This is a genomic window from Streptomyces sp. NPDC005483 (genome assembly GCF_040606035.1).
GTDB lineage: Bacteria > Actinomycetota > Actinomycetes > Streptomycetales > Streptomycetaceae > Streptomyces.
Map to the genome: position 1 here is coordinate 1 of NZ_JBEXEA010000076.1, position 18167 is coordinate 18167.

13 protein-coding genes and 2 pseudogenes are annotated in these 18167 nt (G+C 68.4%); 8 read left to right on the plus strand and 7 right to left on the minus strand.

Annotation, left to right across the window (positions count from 1 at the left end):
* Positions 1 to 425: 425 nt before the first annotated feature.
* A complete protein-coding gene (locus ABZT06_RS49245) occupies positions 426 to 1433 on the minus strand; it encodes a site-specific recombinase (RefSeq protein ID WP_355756164.1) in 1008 nt (335 codons plus the stop codon).
* A gap of 396 nt (positions 1434 to 1829) precedes the next feature.
* Positions 1830 to 2954 (minus strand): acyl-CoA thioesterase/bile acid-CoA:amino acid N-acyltransferase family protein, encoded by a 1125-nt coding sequence (locus tag ABZT06_RS49250; RefSeq protein WP_355756166.1) that lies wholly within the window; start codon positions 2952 to 2954, stop codon positions 1830 to 1832.
* Positions 2955 to 3627: 673 nt separating this feature from the next.
* Between ABZT06_RS49250 and ABZT06_RS49255 the strand changes: the two genes are divergently transcribed.
* Both ABZT06_RS49255 and ABZT06_RS49260 read left to right on the plus strand, forming a co-directional pair.
* Positions 3628 to 4488, plus strand: a complete 861-nt coding sequence (locus ABZT06_RS49255; RefSeq protein ID WP_355756167.1) for an IS110 family transposase — start codon at positions 3628 to 3630, stop codon at positions 4486 to 4488.
* Between the two features lie 248 nt (positions 4489 to 4736).
* Positions 4737 to 4994: pseudogene (locus ABZT06_RS49260) on the plus strand (transposase); the annotation flags it as partial.
* Positions 4995 to 5715: 721 nt separating this feature from the next.
* On the opposite strand, the pseudogene ABZT06_RS49265 reads toward ABZT06_RS49260, so the two are convergent.
* Positions 5716 to 6008 (minus strand): annotated as a pseudogene (locus tag ABZT06_RS49265) (DUF4345 domain-containing protein); the annotation flags it as partial.
* Between the two features lie 235 nt (positions 6009 to 6243).
* Here ABZT06_RS49265 and ABZT06_RS49270 point away from each other — a divergent pair.
* Positions 6244 to 7482, plus strand: coding sequence for a SpoIIE family protein phosphatase (locus ABZT06_RS49270; protein WP_355756169.1), 1239 nt, complete (start codon positions 6244 to 6246; stop codon positions 7480 to 7482).
* 423 nt (positions 7483 to 7905) lie between these two features.
* Here ABZT06_RS49270 and ABZT06_RS49275 read toward each other — a convergent pair whose 3' ends face one another.
* A complete protein-coding gene (locus tag ABZT06_RS49275) occupies positions 7906 to 9084 on the minus strand; it encodes an IS701 family transposase (RefSeq protein ID WP_355756171.1) in 1179 nt (392 codons plus the stop codon).
* Positions 9085 to 9232: 148 nt separating this feature from the next.
* On the opposite strand from ABZT06_RS49275, the gene ABZT06_RS49280 reads away from it, so the two are divergent.
* The 3 genes from ABZT06_RS49280 (at position 9233) to ABZT06_RS49290 (ending at position 11386) form a co-directional block, all read left to right on the plus strand.
* Positions 9233 to 9718, plus strand: a complete 486-nt coding sequence (locus tag ABZT06_RS49280; protein ID WP_355756174.1) for a hypothetical protein — start codon at positions 9233 to 9235, stop codon at positions 9716 to 9718.
* Positions 9719 to 10016: 298 nt separating this feature from the next.
* Complete coding sequence (locus ABZT06_RS49285) at positions 10017 to 10631, plus strand: DUF1326 domain-containing protein (protein WP_355756176.1); 615 nt, start codon at positions 10017 to 10019, stop codon at positions 10629 to 10631.
* Positions 10619 to 11386, plus strand: coding sequence for a DUF2182 domain-containing protein (locus ABZT06_RS49290; RefSeq protein WP_355756178.1), 768 nt, complete (start codon positions 10619 to 10621; stop codon positions 11384 to 11386). The genes ABZT06_RS49285 and ABZT06_RS49290 overlap by 13 nt, the downstream gene beginning before the upstream one ends.
* 344 nt (positions 11387 to 11730) lie before the next feature.
* On the opposite strand, the gene ABZT06_RS49295 is transcribed toward ABZT06_RS49290, so the two are convergent.
* On the minus strand, positions 11731 to 15861 hold the full coding sequence (locus tag ABZT06_RS49295; RefSeq protein WP_355756181.1) for a trypsin-like peptidase domain-containing protein: 4131 nt from the start codon (positions 15859 to 15861) through the stop codon (positions 11731 to 11733).
* Between the two features lie 4 nt (positions 15862 to 15865).
* Positions 15866 to 16228, minus strand: coding sequence for a CU044_2847 family protein (locus ABZT06_RS49300; protein WP_355756183.1), 363 nt, complete (start codon positions 16226 to 16228; stop codon positions 15866 to 15868).
* 311 nt (positions 16229 to 16539) lie between these two features.
* Between ABZT06_RS49300 and ABZT06_RS49305 the strand changes: the two genes are divergently transcribed.
* Both ABZT06_RS49305 and ABZT06_RS49310 read left to right on the plus strand, forming a co-directional pair.
* Positions 16540 to 16704: a hypothetical protein gene (locus ABZT06_RS49305; RefSeq protein ID WP_355756189.1), complete on the plus strand. Its 165-nt coding sequence runs from the start codon at positions 16540 to 16542 to the stop codon at positions 16702 to 16704.
* Between the two features lie 86 nt (positions 16705 to 16790).
* Complete coding sequence (locus tag ABZT06_RS49310) at positions 16791 to 17192, plus strand: hypothetical protein (RefSeq protein ID WP_355756185.1); 402 nt, start codon at positions 16791 to 16793, stop codon at positions 17190 to 17192.
* A gap of 287 nt (positions 17193 to 17479) precedes the next feature.
* Here ABZT06_RS49310 and ABZT06_RS49315 read toward each other — a convergent pair whose 3' ends face one another.
* Positions 17480 to 18100, minus strand: a complete 621-nt coding sequence (locus ABZT06_RS49315; RefSeq protein WP_355756187.1) for a hypothetical protein — start codon at positions 18098 to 18100, stop codon at positions 17480 to 17482.
* Between the last annotated feature and the right edge of the window lie 67 nt (positions 18101 to 18167).

Sequence of the window (18167 nt, forward strand, 5' to 3'; positions counted from 1 at the left end):
CTCGCTCACCCGCAGATCCTTCGCGATCGGCGCGTTTCTCTCACCGCGCCCAAACCGCTCGCCCGCCTCGTACCGGATCCGTTCGCGTAACCGCCGCCTCTCGGCGGTCAGTCCGCCACCCTGCGCGTACCGCATACCACCGGCCTACCGCAGGGATCACCACCCGTCACCACCCCCGACAACACCCCGAAGAGGTCAGTAACTGACAGCCACCTTCAATGCTTGGTCATGGCGGTTGAGCGAGGACGAAGGTGCGCAGGAGGCCCAAGGACGCTCGTCCGCAGGACCGGCGTTTGACTCGATGACCAGCCCTTCGACGTCGGGCCACACCAGATCCCAGAACTGTTCGTCCCCCACGAGGGGTGTGACCGAGATGCGCGCCAAAGGGGCAACGAGATGATCTTGAAGCCTTGATCTGCTCGGATTTACGTGCAGCGGCGTGCAGCGGGGTCGCGTTCGGCGACGTGCCGGGCGACGGAGTCGACGCCGGGACGGGCGTACCGCTCCAGGGAGCGGACGGATGCGTGGCGGGAGCGGGCCAGCAGCATCGGGGTAGAGGTGCCGTCCTCCGCGTCGTGTGTCAGGGCACCGTTACCTAGCTGGTGAAGCGTCCAGTCGTCCAGGCCCTCGATGTCGTCGGGTGAGGCGAGGGGGTTGGCCAGCAGCCGGGTGTTCTCCTCGAAGATCTCCTCAGCCCGGCGATAGGAGAGCCGAGCCCGGCCGGTCTCCGGGCACACGTCGAGCGTCGGTGTTCCGGCCGGGGCCTTGCGGTCGGTGAGGAACAGCGGGCCGCGGGTGCGGCGGGCGATGAGTCGGGGCAGCAGCTGGGCGGTGCCGGACTGCCAGTGAATCCACTCGGCCGCGCCGCCCTTGGCGGTGATCCTTCCGCGATTGTCCTGCGAGCATCTTCCACTGCGTCTTCTCCCGCAGGGCGACGTCGAGGCGCCACAGTGCGGTGATCTGGTTCTCGGCCAGGGCCTTGGTGCGGTCCGGCGGTGCCGGCCGCCGCTCGATGCCGATCGTCGGGTCTCCGTCGATCCAGCCCTGGCGTGGCCACCAGCCGATCGCCTTGCGTGCGATGGACAGTTCCCGGTTGACGGTGTCGGCGTCCATCTCGTCCGCCCGCGCTGCCGCCAGCTCCGCCAGGACCTCCGGCAGCGCGGGTCGTCGATCGTGGCGACGGGGAAGACGGGCGGCTTCGCGCCCCGGCGGGCCGGGCCGGTCGGCGCCGGTTCCCCGGCGAGCATCCACCCCCACGTCGTCAGCGAGATCCGGTAGATCCGCGCGGAGGACTTCGCGATGCCCGCGCCGGTGAGATACCGCTCGACCGCCGCGGTGTACGACGCGGGAGGGGCGGACATGGGCACGACGCGGGCGCACGGCAACCGCAACGCGCCCCCGCTCTCGAGTTCGGTCACCGGTTCGATCGTCATGCCCGCTCCGCCCTCCCGGCACTGCCGCAGTAAATGCGTACACCTCACCCCGGCGGCCGGAATGCCCCGCCGCGGGTCGCGATGATCACGGCAGGGGCTCCACCGCGGCAAATCCGGCATTTACTGCGGTACTACGCTGACGGGCCGCCAGTGGACGGAAGTGCGACAAGGCGACATGGAAATGGAACGGCGACTACCGCAAGAGCGCCCGACTCTCGCGACGAATCCGGCGCCGGGCATTCGCGGGGCGGAGGTCGGGCTGTGCTCCTCGCCCGCAGGGTTCGACGGCTTCATTACCGGCACCGGCCTGGCCCTCGATGATCCAAAGTCACCCTGACGAGCCGAAGTCAGGTAGACACTCCCGTCCCCAGTGCGTCGCCGGGCAGTCTGCAGGGATCAGTGTGGGGTGTTGGCGAGGAACGAGAGAACGTGGGGCCAGCCCTGCTCGCGCGCGGCGGCGTCGGAGGCGCGGGTCCCGCCGAGCTCGGTTTTCTGGCCGGTGGTGGGGTTGACCACTGAGATGGCCCGTGGAAGGTAGGGGAAGGTTCCCACGCCGTGTCCTGCCCCTGGGTAGATGAGGGTTTGGTGGGGGTAGCGGTCGTGGATGGCGTGCAGTTGGGCGGCGATCTGCCGGGCGGAGGCGGGGGATGCCCACAGGGCGTCGTCGGCGCCGGCGATGGACAGCAGCGGCCCGCTGAGATGGTCCAGTGGTATGAGGTTCTGGGGGACCGGCTGGCCTTGGTAGGTCCAGGCGTTGCCGCCGTGCGGGAAGCCTGGAATGACCCTAGAGGAGGGCGAGTACACGACAGTTCCGTGGACGAGCTGGGGGTAGTCCTCGGCCAGGAGCAGAGCGGCCTCGCTGCCGCGCGAGTAGCCTATCGCGATGATGTGGGCGGGGTCTGTGGACGGCTGTGCGGCCAGCAGGCGCGCAGCGGTGGCGAAATATTCCAGCGGGATGTCGTGCAGGGTCGTGGGCAGACCGGGCACGCGGAAGTAGCCCAGTGCCAGCGTCGGATAGCCGTGGGAGGCCAGCAGCGCGGCCTCGAACTTCATGCTGATTCCGCCCTCCGATCCACCAAAAGCCAGCACTCCCGGATGGCGCGGGGCACCAGGAGGGGGCAGGAACAGCTTCCCGACCACCTTGTCGTGCGCCAGGGAAAGGTCCGTGCTGCGGACACCCGGCTTCGCCCATACGCGGGTAAGGGTGCGGTCCGCAAGTGAGCGCCCGTGCGCGGTGACAGCGATCCGCACGTTGAAGGAGGGGGCGAGATCTGGGTAGAGAGGGGCGAAGGAGGCCAGGTTGGGATCGCCGGACGGCGGCCTCATCGACGACAATAGTCCCATGCCGTCGACCTTGTGGTAGGTCCCCGATTCCGGTCGCGACGTGGTGAGATCGACAACACCGTCCTCGTCTGCAGCAAAGGTCGCTTTTGCTTTCCAGACCTGCCCGTCGTACGCGGTCGCGGAGGAGTGCACGACGATCCGGCCTTGCGGGGCGAGGTGTGTGACTCTTATGTTCACTGGCTCATCGGCCAGTGCGACCGGCCTGTCAACAGTGATCACCGCCCGGGTACTGACAGGACGCGCCGATGTGCACCCGACGGTCCCCCATATGACGATCACAGACATCACTAAGCCTGCTGCCCACCACAGTGGCCCCCGTCGATACATCGTGCCCCCCTCGCCCCGACATTCCCCTCTACGTCTCCCATGGGGAGGGGCGGGAGTCAACAGAGCCGTCGTGCGCTCCGGCCGCCTCACCGGCCCGCACCGAACCGCGACATGCGGCTGGCGTCGAGGGCCGGATAGCACAAGGCGTCTGACCTCGTCGTTTGCGGTGTGGTCCGTACTGTGGGCTACTCCATCCACGCCCGGATGAAGTCCAGCCTCGCCGTGGCCGCGCTGGAGTCCGCTTGATCGTCCGGGCCCACATCCAACTCCAGGCCCCCATCGTCCTGATCTGGGACAACTGTGAGACTCATGGGGCGCCGTCCGGGGCCAGGGTCTGACCCGTGGGACAACTGGCCCAGGCTGCCTTTTTAAGGATCTGTCGGCCCTGGTCCCGGGCGGTGCTTGCTGCCGCCGGACCGGTGGATGTGTCCCGATAGGGGCCTTGCCTCACAAGGCACCGTCACAGTTCTGACCGCCCACCGGCCCGACGTCGGCCACAGCCCCGTGCCGATCGAGGAGCCGCGTGACCATCACCAGCATGCCCCAGCCGACTCTGCCCACACAGCCGGAAGATCCGCCGGCGGAGGACGTGATCCTGGGGGTGGACACCCATAAGGACGTGCATGTCGCCGCCGTGATCACGGCGCTCGGGGTAATGCTGGCCCATCAAGAGTTCCCGGCCACCGCCGCCGGATACCGCCAACTCCTGCACTGGGCCTGCTCTTTCGGCGCCTTGCACCGCGCAGGTGTGGAATGCACCGGATCCTACGGAGCGGCCCTGGCACGCTACCTGAAGCGGGAGAACGTCCAGGTCATCGAGGTCAACCAGCCAGACCGCGCCATCCGCCGCAAGCGCGGCAAGACCGACGCCGTCGACGCGGAGGCCGCCGCCCGTGCGGTGCTGTCCGGGCGCGCTGAAGTTATACCCAAATCCGGCGAGGGCCCTGCGGCCGACATGCGTGTGCTCCGGCTGGCGAAGGAATCGGCCGTCAAGGCCCGCACGCAGGCGAAGAACCAGCTCAAGGCCGTACTCCTCGGCGTCGATCCCGAGCTGCGCGAGGCCCTGTCCAACCTCGGCAACACAGCCTTGATCGCCACGTGCGCTGACCTTCCCGACGGCGACGATGCAGCCGTGTTCACGCTCCGGCTACTGGCCCGACGCATCCAGCAGCTGACCGCCGAGGTCAAGGAACTCGCCCGCCGGACCACCAAGGCCGTCCGCATCTGGCATCCACAGCTCCTGGATGTCATCGGCGTCGGGCCCGACAGTGCCGCTGCCCTGCTGATCGCCGCCGGCGACAACCCGGAACGGCTGGCCAGCGAGGCATCATTCGCCGCTCTGTGCGGCGTCAGCCCCGTCGAGCAGTCCTCCGGGAAAACCTAGCGTCGCAGGCTGAACCGCGGAGGAAACCGACAGGCCAACGCCGCCCTCTACCGCATCGTCATAACCCGCCTCCGCGGGGACGACCGCACACGCCTCTACCTCGAACGACGCACAAAACAGGGCATGTCCAAACGCGAGATCATCCGCTGCCTCAAACGCTACGTCGCCCGCGAGATCTACCGCCAGATCCAATCGGCATCAGCCTCTGCTGCCCGGCCCTCGGCCACTTGACGCAACATAGGGGCATCCTCAACGTCCACCGGGCCGCCGGGATGCGTGAGTACGCGGCCGCACACGACCGGCTCACGATCGTCCAGCTGCCCTCTTATGCACCGGACTTGAACCCGGTCGAGGGTATCTGGTCGCTGTTACGGCGCGGGCCGCTCGCCAACGTCGCCTTCACCGACGACGAGCACCTCGAACGCACCCTCCGCCGGGGCTTACGTCATATCCAGCTCCGGCCCGACCTCATCGATAGTTGCCTGGCCGGCACCAGACTGAGCCTCACCCAGCAGCCGACAACAATCCGAGGAAGTCAGTGGGCCCGGCTGCGGTTAAGATCTGCCCCACCAGGTCATCGTGGCACCGGCAGTAGGGCTGGCGGCCCGGCCCTCGCACCCGGCACATCACCGGCACCGGCACCCGGTGGGGGGCAGCGGCGGCGGCCAGCTCGCGCTTAGCTCCGGATGGCGCGGGCGAGCCAGGGGGTCAGAGTCACACGCTGGATCGGTTCTTTGTAGGTCTCGTCACCGTTACGGTCCGGACGTGGCAGTATCCGATGCACCCCAGGGGAAGCACGCACAGACTTCACCTGATCGTCCGCAGACGGCGCACCGTGCGCACGGGGAAGGTCTCACTCGCACGCGTTTACGCGGTCAGCAGCCTGACGGTCCACCAGGCGACAGCCGCTGACCTGGCGGAACGCGTACGCGTACGCGGACACTGGGCAATCAAGAATCGTGAGCACCATGTCAGAGATGTGACGTTCGGGGAAGATGCCTTGATCATTCCGCGCTGATCGCGGGAACGACGGAACCCTGGATGTCATACGCATCTCCGACTGATCCAATACTCGCGCCCTCTCAGAGGGACTTTTTGAGACAGGCTCCGGCCTTGGACGACAGGTTGACACCCGCCTCCACCGCATCCGGTCCGCTGCCGGCGGTCGACGCCACCGCCGCTGCTTTCGGCGTGGGCTCCCAGCGCCATCGTCCCGCCCGGCGCCACGATCTCGATCACCGCGAGCGCGATCTGGAACCACTGCGGCCAGCCGTGGACGGCCAGGGAGATCAGCCGGCCGAGCCCACCGAGCAGGAAGGCGGCGGAGAGGGCGCGCACCGCCGTCGCCGGGATCGGCCGCTGCCGGGCGGCCCAGAGCCAGGCCAGTCCGTAGCCGACGAAGCTCGCCCCCATGAACCGCCCCCAGCTGTCGACGGTCGCCCCGGCAGAGCCCGCCCCGGGATGGCCGCGTTGCCGAGGGCGACATGGAACAAGTTGGCGAGTCCGGCCCGAGTGATCACACGACCTGTTGTGACGCTTGAATTGGCGAGCTGATCGGCAGAGGTGGCGGGCAACCGTCCGGCGCGATTGCGCCAGCGCCTTGCGGTCTCTGGAGGCCGTCGTCATGAGGGCACGTGACAGATGCTTACGAGGAGAGGGCAGGCGAGACGCCCAGGTGCCGAGGACGCCCACGAACGGTAGAACGTAAGGGTGAGGGACGAGACCAGCCCTGCTGAGGATGCCCGGCCACCCTGTATGGCGAGGCCGGGGATCGACTACCAGGCGCTGTTCTCGGTCACCCCCAGCCCCTGCATGGTGCTGGGCCCGGATCTGGTGCTCCGCGACGTCAATGAGGCGGCCTGCCGGGTGACGGGCCGCACTCGGGAGGACCTGCTCGGGCGGTACCTCTTCGATGCCTTCCCTGACAATCCGGCGGACCCGGATGCTGACGGGGTGCGGAATTTGCACGCTTCCCTGCACGGGGTCCTGCGCTCGAAGGTGCCGGACACGATGGCGCCGATGAAGTACGACATTCCCGTGGCCGACCGGCCCGGAGTGTTCGAGGAGCGGTGGTGGTCCGCGATCAACACACCGGTGCTCGGGCCGGACGGGCAGGTGGAGTGGATCCTCCACCGGGGGGAGGACGTGACCTCGTTCATCCTCTCCCACCCTCGTCGGCGAGGAGGCGGGGCGCTCAGTGACGTGGAGGCGATGGAGGTCGAGCTGTACGCGCGGGCGCGCCAGCTCCATCGACTGAACGAGGAACTGCGCCAGGCTCACGCCCGGGAACGCCAGGTTGCCGTCACCCTGCAGGAAGCCATGCTCCACTCGCCCCACCTGGCCCGGCACCGGGACACCGCGGTGCGCTACCTGCCCGCCGCCGGGTCACTGAACGTGTGCGGGGACTGGTACGAGGTGGTCGACCTGCCCGAGAACAGATTCGCCGTCGCGGTCGGTGACGTCGTCGGCCACGGTTTGGAGGCCGCCGCCGTCATGGGCATGCTGCGCAGCGCGTTGTCCGCCGTCGTCCGGGCGGTCGACGGGCCCGCGAGAGCCCTGGACGTCCTGGGCCGGTATGCGCGCTATGTGGAGGGTGCGCTGGCCACCACCGTCGTCCAAGCCGTCATCGATACCCGCGCTCGCCGCATTGTGTACAGCTGCGCCGGTCACCCGCCTCCCGTCCTGCTCCACCCGGACGGCACCTGCGAGCTTCTGGACCAGGCCACCGACCCTCCGCTGGGGGCCCGCCCCGAACCCGTCCCCCGCCTCCAGGCCGACCTGCCCTACACGCCTGGCGACACCTTCGTGCTCTACACCGACGGTCTCATCGAACGCCGCGGCGAGGACATCGATGCCGGCCTGCAACGCCTCACCGACGCGCTCGCCCGCCATGCCCGCCACAGCCCCGAACGACTCGCCGACGCTCTGCTTGCGCACCTCGGCGTCAGCAGTGGCGCCCGCGACGACATCGCCCTGATCGTCCTCCGCCTGTGACCCGCGCGCCGCCAGCTGCACGCGACAGGTGACGAACTTCGTCCACTGAAACGCTCATTCACACCTGCGGTTTGCCTGCCGAACTGGGCGTAGCGACCACGGATTCGCCGTCTATCGCGAACAGGCCTCGCCAAATGCGATGAACGGAACCACCGTGACCAGCCAGGACGCACGCGCTCCTCGGCAACCGCGCCACCGGGAGATCACGGCGGAATCTCGACAGGAGCCTACGGGCCCCCTGCCCCGCCCCGGGCGCCTTAGTACTGCAACGGTGTCTGTTCTGAGTGTTGGGCAGTTTTCAGGGGCTGTGGTCGCGTCGTTTGTAGTGGCTGATGCGGGCTTGGTGTTGGCGTCTGCGGCGCCAGGTCGACCAGTGCAGGATGTGGTCGATCGGGGTGGGCTGGCGTTTGGTGAGGCGGGTGATCAGTCGTCGGATCTCGGCGAGGCTGAGGTGGATGAGCTGGGAGGATCCGTTTCTGCTTTGTCCGTGTCCAGCTGGCGGGCGCGCAGGACGGTGAGGCAGGCGTGGGCGGCCATGGCGAGGGTCATGTGGCGGTGCCAGCCGGGATATCGGCGGACCTGGTAGTCGTCCAGGCCGCATTCCTGCTTTGCCGTCTGGAAGCATTCCTCGACCGCCCATCGGCTTCCGGCGATGCGGATCAGCTCGTCGAGTGTGGTGTCGGCGGGGCAGTAGGCGATGTAGTAGGAGATCTGCTCGGGCCTGCTCACGCTGCGGCGGGCGAGAACCCAGTGCCGGCGGTCTTCGCGGTGCCAGGGCCTCACCTCGACGCGGGCCCAGTCATAGACCCGACGGCCGTGGGCTCCCTCGCCGCAGGAACGACGCTTCCACTTCTGCCGTGGCAGGCCGGGAAACAGGTCGTGGACGGGGTGGTCGAGTGCCCAGCGGGTGACGACCGTGTCGTGCCTCGTGGTGGCCATGACGTGGAAGACGTCGGCCTGTTCGAGTTCGTATCGCCAGCCCTTGCTGAAGCCGTAGGCGGCATCCGCGGTCACCCAGGCGAAGGGAATCCTGTCGGCGATCGCCTTGCGGACCATCGCCTTGGCCATGGCCACCTTCGTCTCGAAGGCGATCTCGTCGCCGATGCCCGCGCGGCGGCAGCGTTCCCGGTCGTCCGTCCAGGACGTGGGCAGATACAGCCGCCGGTCGATCAGGGTGCGTCCGCGACCGGCGGCGTAGGCGAGGAAGACGCCGATCTGGGAGTTCTCGGTGCGGCCCGCGGTGCCGGAATACTGCCGTTGCACTCCTGCCGAGCGGGTGCCCTTCTTCAGGAAGCCGGTGTCGTCGACGATGAGCACTGCGTCCCGGTCGCCGAGGTTGTCGACCACGTATGTACGCACGTCGTCGAGGACCTCGTCCCACTCGATCCGGTTCAGCATCCGCTGGATGCGGTCCGGCCCGTCATGGCCCGCCTCCTCGGCCAGCGTCCAGCCGTTCTTGCGCGCCAGCGGAGCGATCAGCCCCCGCATATAGGCCAGAGCAGATTCACGCGGCTCCGACCTGTTGAAACGGTGCACGAACCGCCCATGCACCGCATCCAGTTCACTCGCCCACCCACGCACATCAGCAAGGTCCCCACCCATAACCACATCAACGACGAACCTGGCCAGCAGTCACGGTTACTGCAACGGTGCTTGTCCTGATTGCTGGGCAGTTTTCAGGGGCTGTGTCCGCGCAGTTGTAGTGGCTGATGCGCGCTTGGTGTTGGCGTCTGCGGCGCCAGGTCGACCAGTGCAGGATGTGCTAGACCGGGTGGGACGGCGGTCGGTGATGGACGCGGCGACCGTGCGCGGCGGGCTGAAGGACCTCGAGGACGAACGCCTGGTGATCTCGCCGGGCAGCGCGGTGCGGGTGAACGAGGCCGGCGTGCGGGTGACTGAGAAGCTGTGGACGCTGACCCCGGCCGGGCTGGAGGCGGCGGCCGTGGTGCTGGACCGCCCGGCGAGGGAGATGGGCGGCACCGCGAAGGCGGCGGCGGCCTCCGGTGCCAAGCACGCCCGCGCGGTGACCGACGTCCTGGACGCGTTCCTGCAAACCCCGCCCGAGCCTGCAGACCCCGCCCGAGCCGACGCAGCCCGTCGCCCGCAAGCTGCTGCCCGCCCCGGCCCCGGCGCGGGACGACCTGGTGAAGCGGCCGGAAGGGCTGGGGCCGCTCACCGCCTGGTCCGCCGGGCCCGTGCTGCCATCTGGCCGGTGGACCCGGCGTCGGTGTTTTGACGATCGGCACATACGGCGAGGGCGACGCCGGGAACGGCAATCGTCCGGATGCCCCGTCTCCACTGATCTGACCCCAGGTCGGGCTCTTGAGCCGCAGTGACCAGTTCAGCTGAGACCTTCGGCGTCTCGACTGTGAGAGCGACGAGCTAGTCGACCCGGCCGCCACGGTCGCTCCCACGAGCAGGTGTCAGGACGGTGAGCTGGTTGTCGGCCGATCGGCGGGAGCGGTGTTGCCGGGAATAGCCTGGAGAAGAGCCACACCGGGATGGCGCGGACCCTGTGAAGGGGAGGTAGAGCCATGTCCTGGAATCTGAACGGCACATATCTGGAGAGCTGCAACTGCAACGTGGTGTGCCCCTGCACCACCTCGGGCCTCACCGCACCGGCCGACCACGAGCGCTGCCAGGTGACCTTGGCGTTCCACGTGGACAGCGGGAACGTGGACGGCGTGGACGTCTCCGACCGCAGCGTCGCCATTTTCATCGACGCGCCCCGCGTGATGGCCGACGGTGGCTGGCAGGTGGCGCTGTACTTCGATGCTTCGGCTGACGACGGCCAGGCGGAGGCGCTGGGCAAGGTCTTCTCCGGCCAGGCCGGCGGGCCGATGGCGGCGCTCACCCCGCTCATCGGCGAGGTCCTCGGGATGGAGCGCGTTCCCATTGGCTACCGCGACGACGGCCGCCGCCACGCCGCGCGGGTGGGCGACACCATCGACATCGAGATCGAGGACCAGGTTGCCCCTCAGTACGGCGAGGACGGTCCGGTCATGAGCCTGACCGGCATGTTCCACCCGGCGAACAGCACGCTGACCATTGCCCGGTCCACCCGGGCGACGGGTGACGGCGTGTACGGCCGATCCTGGGACTTCTCCGGCGGCAACGGACACTCGGCGCCCTTCACATGGTCCGCGTGACCGGTCGGCCGGTCACCCTCCGCCGCGGGGCGAGTCCTGCCGGACTGCTGCTGCTCGCGGCGGCTGCCGCCTGGGTCTGGGTGGTGACACGCTGGGGCGGCATGGAGGCGATGCCGGGCACAATGGGCCTGAGCCTGCCCGCTTTCCTGGCCGTGTGGACGCTGATGATGACTGCGATGATGCTGCCCGCCACGGCGCCCGTCGGCGCGCTGTACGCACGTACCATCACCCTGCACCGAACTCCGCGCATGGTCGTTTTCACGGTCGGCTACCTGCTTGTCTGGGCCGCGGCCGGGCTGCCGGCATACGGGCTGGCCGTCGGCCTGGGCCGAGTGGAGTACCTCCCCGCTTCGGCAGGGACCGCAGTGGCCGCGACGCTGTTCGCGGTCAACGGTGTCTACCAGCTCACGCCCCTCAAAGACCGCTGCCTGGCGAGGTGCCGCTCGCCGATCGCGCTGATGCTGCGCTACGCCTCGTACGCAGGGCCCTCGCGCGATCTGCGCGCGGGAGCCCATCACGGGGCCTTCTGCCTGGGCTGTTGCTGGTCGCTGATGGTGCTGCTAGCGGCGTTCGGCGTGATGAACCTGTGGGCCATGGTGGCTCTGACCGCCGTGATCACCACCGAGAAGCTGGCTCCGGCCGGTCATCTGGTGGCTCGTGTCGTGGGGATCGCCTCGATCGCCCTGGCCGTCGCCGTCTTCTGGTTCCCGGCGCTGGCTCCGGGCCTCACGGGTGGCGGTATGGCCGGGATGTGAGGGCGGGCAAGTGCCCGCGCAAGATCCCACGCCGGGCGGGCACATGAAGGTCCGGCTCACGAGGCCGCGGAGGGTCCTGTTCCGCCACGGGGAACCATCCACTCGCGGCAATGATCGGTCGGACAGGCTCCTACGGCCGTGGCACCCTCATGAGTGATCGGCGGCACGGCCGAACGCGCGGGACGCGAAGAGAGTCACTGCCTCGTGGCGTCCGGGCCCGGAGCGATACCCGTCGGGCAAGACGTTCCCCAGCTCGTGCACCTGCCACCAAGCCCTGCCCGCCAGGCCACCCACGACTCCAAGATCCAGATAGACCTAACGGAGTCCTATTAGCCGGTCGCTGGTTAGCAGGTACGCAGCCCGATGGATCCGGACGGCAGGTAGGCCGCCTTCTCTGCTTTCGTGAGGTCCCGAGCAACGGCCTCGCAGAGAATGCGCATCGCGGCGTCAGGTGCCGTATAGACCCAAAGTCGAGCGGAAAAGTCCCTGCTCCCGGTGGCGACGGTTTTCCCGTCGGGGCTAAACGCCACCAAACGCACACCCTTGGTGTGCCCGGTCAGGACAGCCGTGACTTTGCCGGCGTTCACATCCCACAACTGCGCGTTCGCACTCAGGTCGGCGGTGGCGAGGGTTTTCCCGTCGGGGCTGAACGCCACCGAGACCACACCCTGGGTGTGGCCGGTGAGTGTGCCGGTGGTCCGGCCGGTGCTTACATCCCACAGGCGCACGCTCGCTCCCGCGCCGGCGGTAGCGAGAGATTTTCCGTCGGGGCTAAATGCAACTGACTCCACGGCGTGAGTGTGGCTGTTCAGGATGGTGGTGGTCTTGCGGGTGGGGAGGTCCCACAGGCTCACGCTGGCGCCCACTCCGGCGGTGGCGAGGGTCTTCCCGTCGGGGCTGAACGCCACCGAGTACACGTTTTCGTCGTAATCGTTGGGGCTGTCCAGGGTGGCGGTCCACTTGTGGCTGGTGACGTCCCACAAGTCCACGTTCTTGCTTTCACCGGCGACGGCGAGGGTCTTTCCGTCTGGGCTGAACGCCACCGAGTACACGGGGCCGCTGTCCATTAGTACGGCGGTGGTCTTGCCAGTGGTCACGTCCCACAAGCGCAGGCCGCCGTCGCCGCCAGCGGCGAGGATCCTCCCGTCGGGACTGAACGCCACCGTGTTCAGGGATCCGACGTGGCCGGTGATGGTGGCAGTAGTTCGGCCGCTGGCTACGTGCCATAGGCGCACATCATGATCCATACTGCCGGTAGCGAGGGATTTTCCGTCAGGGCTGAACGCCATCGCGTCTACGGGCCCCGTGTGGCCGCTCAGGACGGTCCTGGTTTCGCTGCGGGCCACGTCCCACAAGCGCAGGCCGCCGTCGAAGCTAGCGGTGGCGAGGGTCTTTCCGTCGGGGCTGAACGCCACCGACCGCAGTCCGTCTGTGTGCCCGGTCAGGACGGCCGTGGTCTTGCCTGTGGCCACGTCCCACAAGCGCACGCTTTGGTCGTAGCTGCCGGTGGCGAGGGTTTTCCCGTCAGGACTGAACGCCACCGACCACACCTCATCGGTGTGACCTTTCAGGACAGCGGCGGACTTGCCGGTGGCTACATTCCACAAGCGCGCACTGTCGCCCTCGCCGGAGACGGCGAGGGTTTTCCCGTCGGGGCTGAACGCCACAGAGTCCACTCGGTCCGGGATTCTACTGTGCCTGGTTGTCAGGACGGCCGTGGTCTTGCCTGTGGCCACGTCCCACAAGCGCGCGCCCTGGTCGTAGCTGCCGGTGGCGAGGGTTTTCCCGTCAGGAGTGAACGCCACCGAGAAAAAGGCGCCGTTGGGGTCTTCCAGGATGACGGTGGCCCTGCGGGTCTTGATGTCCCACAGGTGCACCCTCCCGCCCTCGCCAGCAGCGGCGAGGGTTTCGCCGTTGGGGCTGAATGCCACCGAGTGCACGAAATTGTGGTGGCTGTTCAAAATGGCGAAGGTCTTGTGAGTGGCGACGTCCCACAAGCGCACCCTCCCGCCGTCGCCAGCGGTGGCGAGGATTTTCCCGTCAGGACTGAACGCCACCCATTTGTTATCGCCGGTTAGCTTGGCAGTGGGTTTGCCAGTGGTTACGTCCCATAATCTCAACGTCCCGTCGTAATCAGCGGTGGCGAGGGTCTTCCCGTCCGGGCTGAACGCCATCGAGTTCACAGCGGCGGAATGGCCAGTGAGGCGGCGGCGCAGGGGAAGTCTCGCCGCAGCGCTCAAGGCGCTGGCGGCCTCCGGAGTTGGGCTGATGCGATAGGCGGCGATCGCAAGGAGGGAGGCCAGGTCGGCGTCGGTGGCGAGGAGGGCGCTCGACTGGGTGGCTAGCTGCCTGGACTGGGCGGCGTGCTGGGCCGTGAGCGCTACCTGGCGCTGCCACCAGGCCGTCCCCAAGGCAGCCAGAGACAGGGCGAGGAAGGTCGCGAGGACGGCGTTGAGGAGTCTGCTGCGTCGGACGGCGGCCTGCTGGCGCCGGCGGCCTGCATTTATGAAGGTCAGGAGGTCGGCTGGCAGCCGCCGGCGATTCGACCAGTCCGTGCCCTCGCCGAGGAGGGTTCCGGCGGGCAGGTCTCGCGGCTCGCGGTGTTCCTGCCAGCGGGCTTGCTGTGCGCGGGCGCGTTGGAGCCAGTCTTGAAACAGGGTGTCCCGCTCGACCCAGCGGCGCAAAGCGTCCCAGTCGCGGATCAGCGTGTCGTGGATCAGTTCGACCGTCGCTGTCCCGTCCGGGTCGCCTGGCCCTGCCCCGACTACCCGATCGGTGGTGATGATGCGGCGCTGGGAGAGCACGGTCAGCACCTCGTCGACGGCGTGGAGCGCCTCGGGGGTGCCGTCGTCGGCGGCTAGGTCGCGTAGTTCGTCGAGTGGGAGTTGCTGGCGTGCTGCTGGGATGTTCAGTGCCTGGTCGGCGGGGCGGACCAGCGCTGTCAGTGCGCGCTGGGCGATGCGCTGCTGCGGCTCGTCGAGGTTGTCCAGGGCGGCGCTGTACCAGTCGGTCAGTGCTCCGGTTACGGCGCCGATGCGGCGGTAGGCATCGTGGGTGAGGCGGCCGCCGTGGTCCAGGCGGCGTTCCCACAGGCGGCTGAGGGCGACTTCGAGGAGGGGCAGCACGGTAACTGGCGCCTCGACGTCCGCGCCTGTGCGGGGGCCCAGGGCCAGGACGTCGGAGACGATCCGCTGTGCCAGCCCTGGTTCGAAGCTCACCTGAAGGTCATTGGCGGGTCCGGTGACGATCGCATCCAGGTCTTCGCTGGTCAGCGTGGCGGGCACGTTGAGCACGCCGCGTGTCTCCAGCGCGGCCTGCAGCAGTCCGGGGGCCAGCGCGGACAGCCGGGGATAAAAATCGTCGCGCATGAGGAGGAGCACACTCAGCGCGGCTGCGGACCGGATCGCCTCCGTGATCCATGTAAGTGTCGCCATGTCCCGGGACTGTGGTTCGGTGGTGGGTGCGAGGAGTTCCTCGAACTGGTCAACGACGAGCACTACGCGGTCATGAGTCGAATCGGCGGCCAGCAGGTTGGTCACGGCTGACGCGATCGCGGTCGTGGCGGTTCCGGGCAGGCCGGCCTGTTCGAGGGAGGTCGGCAGATCGGTGCCCGGCCGCACGACTATGGGGCGCCAGCGGTCGCTGCCCGGCAGCCGCCCAGCCGCCAGCGCGGGCAGCACGCCCGCCTGGACCAGCGAGGACTTGCCCGAACCGGAAGGCCCTAGAAGCAGCACCACTCGCTGCCCGCCTGCCAGAGCCGCCACGACCTGGCGCACTGCCTCCTCCCGGCCGCGGAACCAGCGTGCGTCCTCGATGGTGAACGGCTCCAGCCCTGGGTACGGCGTCACGGCGAGCATGTCGAGTGCAGGCCAGGCTTCCCGCAGCACTGCGGTGGGCGTGGCGTAGGCAATGCCCTGGCCCCGGTCGTGACCGTCGGGCGCCGTGATCGCGGTGAGCATTCCGACTACTAGACCGGTCGTTTCGTCTAGGACCGGCCCGCCGCTGAACCCGGTGGTCAGATCGTTGGCATCGGTCAGCTGCAGCAGATCGCCAGCGCCATCGGTGCCGGGCAGTACCCCGACCGCCATGGCGGAGCCGAAGTGCCCGGCCGGCGGGGCCTGCCGGGGGAAACCGAGCGAGCGAACCCGGTGCCCACTGGAGCCTGTCGCCGATCCCAGAGCCAGCGGGGCCGCGCCCGTCGGTGCGTCGTCGAGCCGCACCAGGGCGACATCCTGATGGTGCGGGTCGCGCCACCCGTCCTCGAGCACCCGACCCGGTACCGACGGGACGCCGAGCACGCGCGGGAAGACCAGCTGCACCAGATCACCGGGACCGTAACCGCCGTCGAGCAGGACGTGTGCACAGCTGATCAGTAGGTCCTCGGCGACCAGAAAAGCTGTCCCCACCACCGTCCCGTCCCGGTCGCGTACCTGGGCGACTGCGGCGGTCAGAGCTTCGGTGTGCTCGGCCTGCACAGGATCAGTTCGACCCGTCGGGCGCCCTCGCGGGATCAGGTTCAGTGCCGGGGTCATCCTTGCGCCAGAGCATCTTGACCGTCAGGTGGCAGGTAGCCGCCGTCCTGGTGATCACAACTCCGGCCTCCGTGGCGAGATCGACTCCGAATTCGACCTCCAACTCCTGGGGCCCCGCGTCGCGCAACCGGGTGAGCACCGTGCGGGCCAACTCAGTCACCGGTTCCAGTGCCTCGCTCAGTCCCACCGGCAGACTGCGGATCGCATCCCCGAACCGGCCAGCCTTCACCGGCCCGGACGCGTCCTCCGCAGCCTCGACCAGGATCGAGGCCCCGCCTTCCAGTGGCACCCGCGCCAACTGCTGCCCCATGAAAGCCCCTCCCCCTACCGCCCTACTGTGCCCGCGCCGACACCGTACTCGCGCGAAGGCGGCAGATGCAGAGGAATCCGGAAGGACCGTCACCAAACCTTCAGGCCGAAGATGGCGCAGCCATGTGTAGCTTGGCGCGATGCGCGCGGGCCGGGGCGGGGCGGTTGGGGCGCGGCTGCCGGGCCTTCGCTCGTGCGCTCTCCCCGGTCAGAGTGATGGTGGCGGCCGCACTACGCCGCCACTTCTGGTCTACCAGGCCGCGCAAGAGCACTCACCGTCCTTTCTCACGCTCATGCCGGTCGGAAGACGGAATGAGACGTGCCCGCTACCTCGGCCTCCAGAAGACCCACCTGGAGCCCGTCTTTTCCGCCGTCGCGCTCAACCTCATACGCCTCGATGCCTGGTGGAACGGCCACCCGCTCGACCGCACCCGCGTCAGCCACCTTGCCCGCCTCGACCTCTCCCTCGCCGCGTGAGGAGCTGCGCCAGAACCTCGTGACGTGGTCCCGTGCGGCATAGCTGCCATTGAAACCAATGACAAGTCAGGTGCAATCCTGCATGTATGAACGATCTCGGCGACGCACACCAGCGCACCTGGACGCTGCGATTTATGACCCTCCTCGCAGCTGACACCCAGGATCAACTTGCCTGGCTGGGCGAGCGTGAGCTGGAGACGGAGACGGAGTCCGTCGTTGAAGAAGCGGAGCTGCTCTGCCGCATTTCCGAAGGACTCACGGAGCGCGGAGTCTTCGAGTCCGAGGAGCTGTGCGGTCTTCAGACCATCGGCCGTCGCCTCGGCGAGATCGATGCCGCCTGCCGGGCCGGACTCTGGACCAACGCCCTGGCCACAGATCCGGCGTGGGACGAAATACGTTCTCTCGCCCGCCAGTTCCTCCTCACGGCACTGGGCGACTGGCGTCAGCCACTGCCACACCCCGTGCGCCCACCCAAGGGCGATCACTGAGGAGCTGTGCGAGACCTCGCGACGTGGGCCGGGGCGGTGTAGATGCCGTTGAAGGCAAGGACGCCGCCTCACGTCGCGAGCCCGGCCGCGCCGCGTGAACCGGCCTCTCCAGGGGCCATCAGGGGGCAAGGCCTTCCGCAGACTGTCCCGCCCCTGCCTCATGAGTGCCATCACCACAGGGATAACCGGGATCCTTCGAATCCCAGCTTCTGACCGAATAAGCCAGCAGGATCGGCGCCAACCGCAAACGGCGGCGTGGTATGCGATCCGTCTGGCGGCGGTAGGTGTCAGCCGAGCAAGGTGGGAGCCCATGGCGGTTGCCATGGAGGCGTCGGCGTACCGTCCGGGTCCAGGCCGTATGGCCACAGACGTCTGAGCATCTCCGTCATCCTGGCCAGCGGGTACAAAGCCCGAGCGTTGCCGTGGTCGGCGGCCTGCCGGAGTAGGGCCTCGACCCCTGCCCGGTTCCCGGCCTCCTCCCGCATCATGGCCAGCCGGTGCAGGGCGTCGGTGTGGCCGTGGCCGTGGTCGGCGGCCTGCCGGGCCAGGGCCTGGGCCCCTGCCCGGTCCCCGGCCTCCTCCCGCATCATGGCCAGCTCGTACAGGGCGTTGATGTCGCCGTGTTCGGCGGCGCGGTGGCGGAGGTGGTGGGCCCACTGCAGGCGGTGGCGTTGCGCGGCTGCCTCGGTGAGGTTGCCCAGGTCGTCAGGGTTGACGAGGTGGGTGTGGGCGGCGTGCCAGAAGGAGGCAGGCGGGCACAGGTGACGGCGGATGGTGCGGCCGTGCTTCTCGAGGTAGTCGGCGATGCGGAACTGTGGTGCGGCAGCCGGCGAGGCCGGTACTTCGGTGATAGGAGCGAGAGGCGGACGCCGTGGGGTGCGGGGGGGTGCCTCTATGTCTTTCGTCAAGCGAGGTGTGGGGTTCTGGGCTCGTAGAAGGTCCCGTCGCGGAGCATCGCGAACAGGACGTTGGTCC

What these genes read in the sequence shown, in the direction of transcription:
- ABZT06_RS49275 (WP_355756171.1), bottom strand. Translation starts at nt 9,084, where the DNA reads ATGGGTGGGGACCTTGCTGATGTGCGTGGGTGGGCGAGTGAACTGGAT.
- ABZT06_RS49285 (WP_355756176.1), top strand. Translation starts at nt 10,017, where the DNA reads ATGTCCTGGAATCTGAACGGCACATATCTGGAGAGCTGCAACTGCAAC.
- ABZT06_RS49305 (WP_355756189.1), top strand. Translation starts at nt 16,540, where the DNA reads ATGAGACGTGCCCGCTACCTCGGCCTCCAGAAGACCCACCTGGAGCCC.
- ABZT06_RS49245 (WP_355756164.1), bottom strand. Translation starts at nt 1,433, where the DNA reads ATGACGATCGAACCGGTGACCGAACTCGAGAGCGGGGGCGCGTTGCGG.
- ABZT06_RS49300 (WP_355756183.1), bottom strand. Translation starts at nt 16,228, where the DNA reads ATGGGGCAGCAGTTGGCGCGGGTGCCACTGGAAGGCGGGGCCTCGATC.
- ABZT06_RS49290 (WP_355756178.1), top strand. Translation starts at nt 10,619, where the DNA reads ATGGTCCGCGTGACCGGTCGGCCGGTCACCCTCCGCCGCGGGGCGAGT.
- ABZT06_RS49310 (WP_355756185.1), top strand. Translation starts at nt 16,791, where the DNA reads ATGAACGATCTCGGCGACGCACACCAGCGCACCTGGACGCTGCGATTT.
- ABZT06_RS49270 (WP_355756169.1), top strand. Translation starts at nt 6,244, where the DNA reads ATGGCGAGGCCGGGGATCGACTACCAGGCGCTGTTCTCGGTCACCCCC.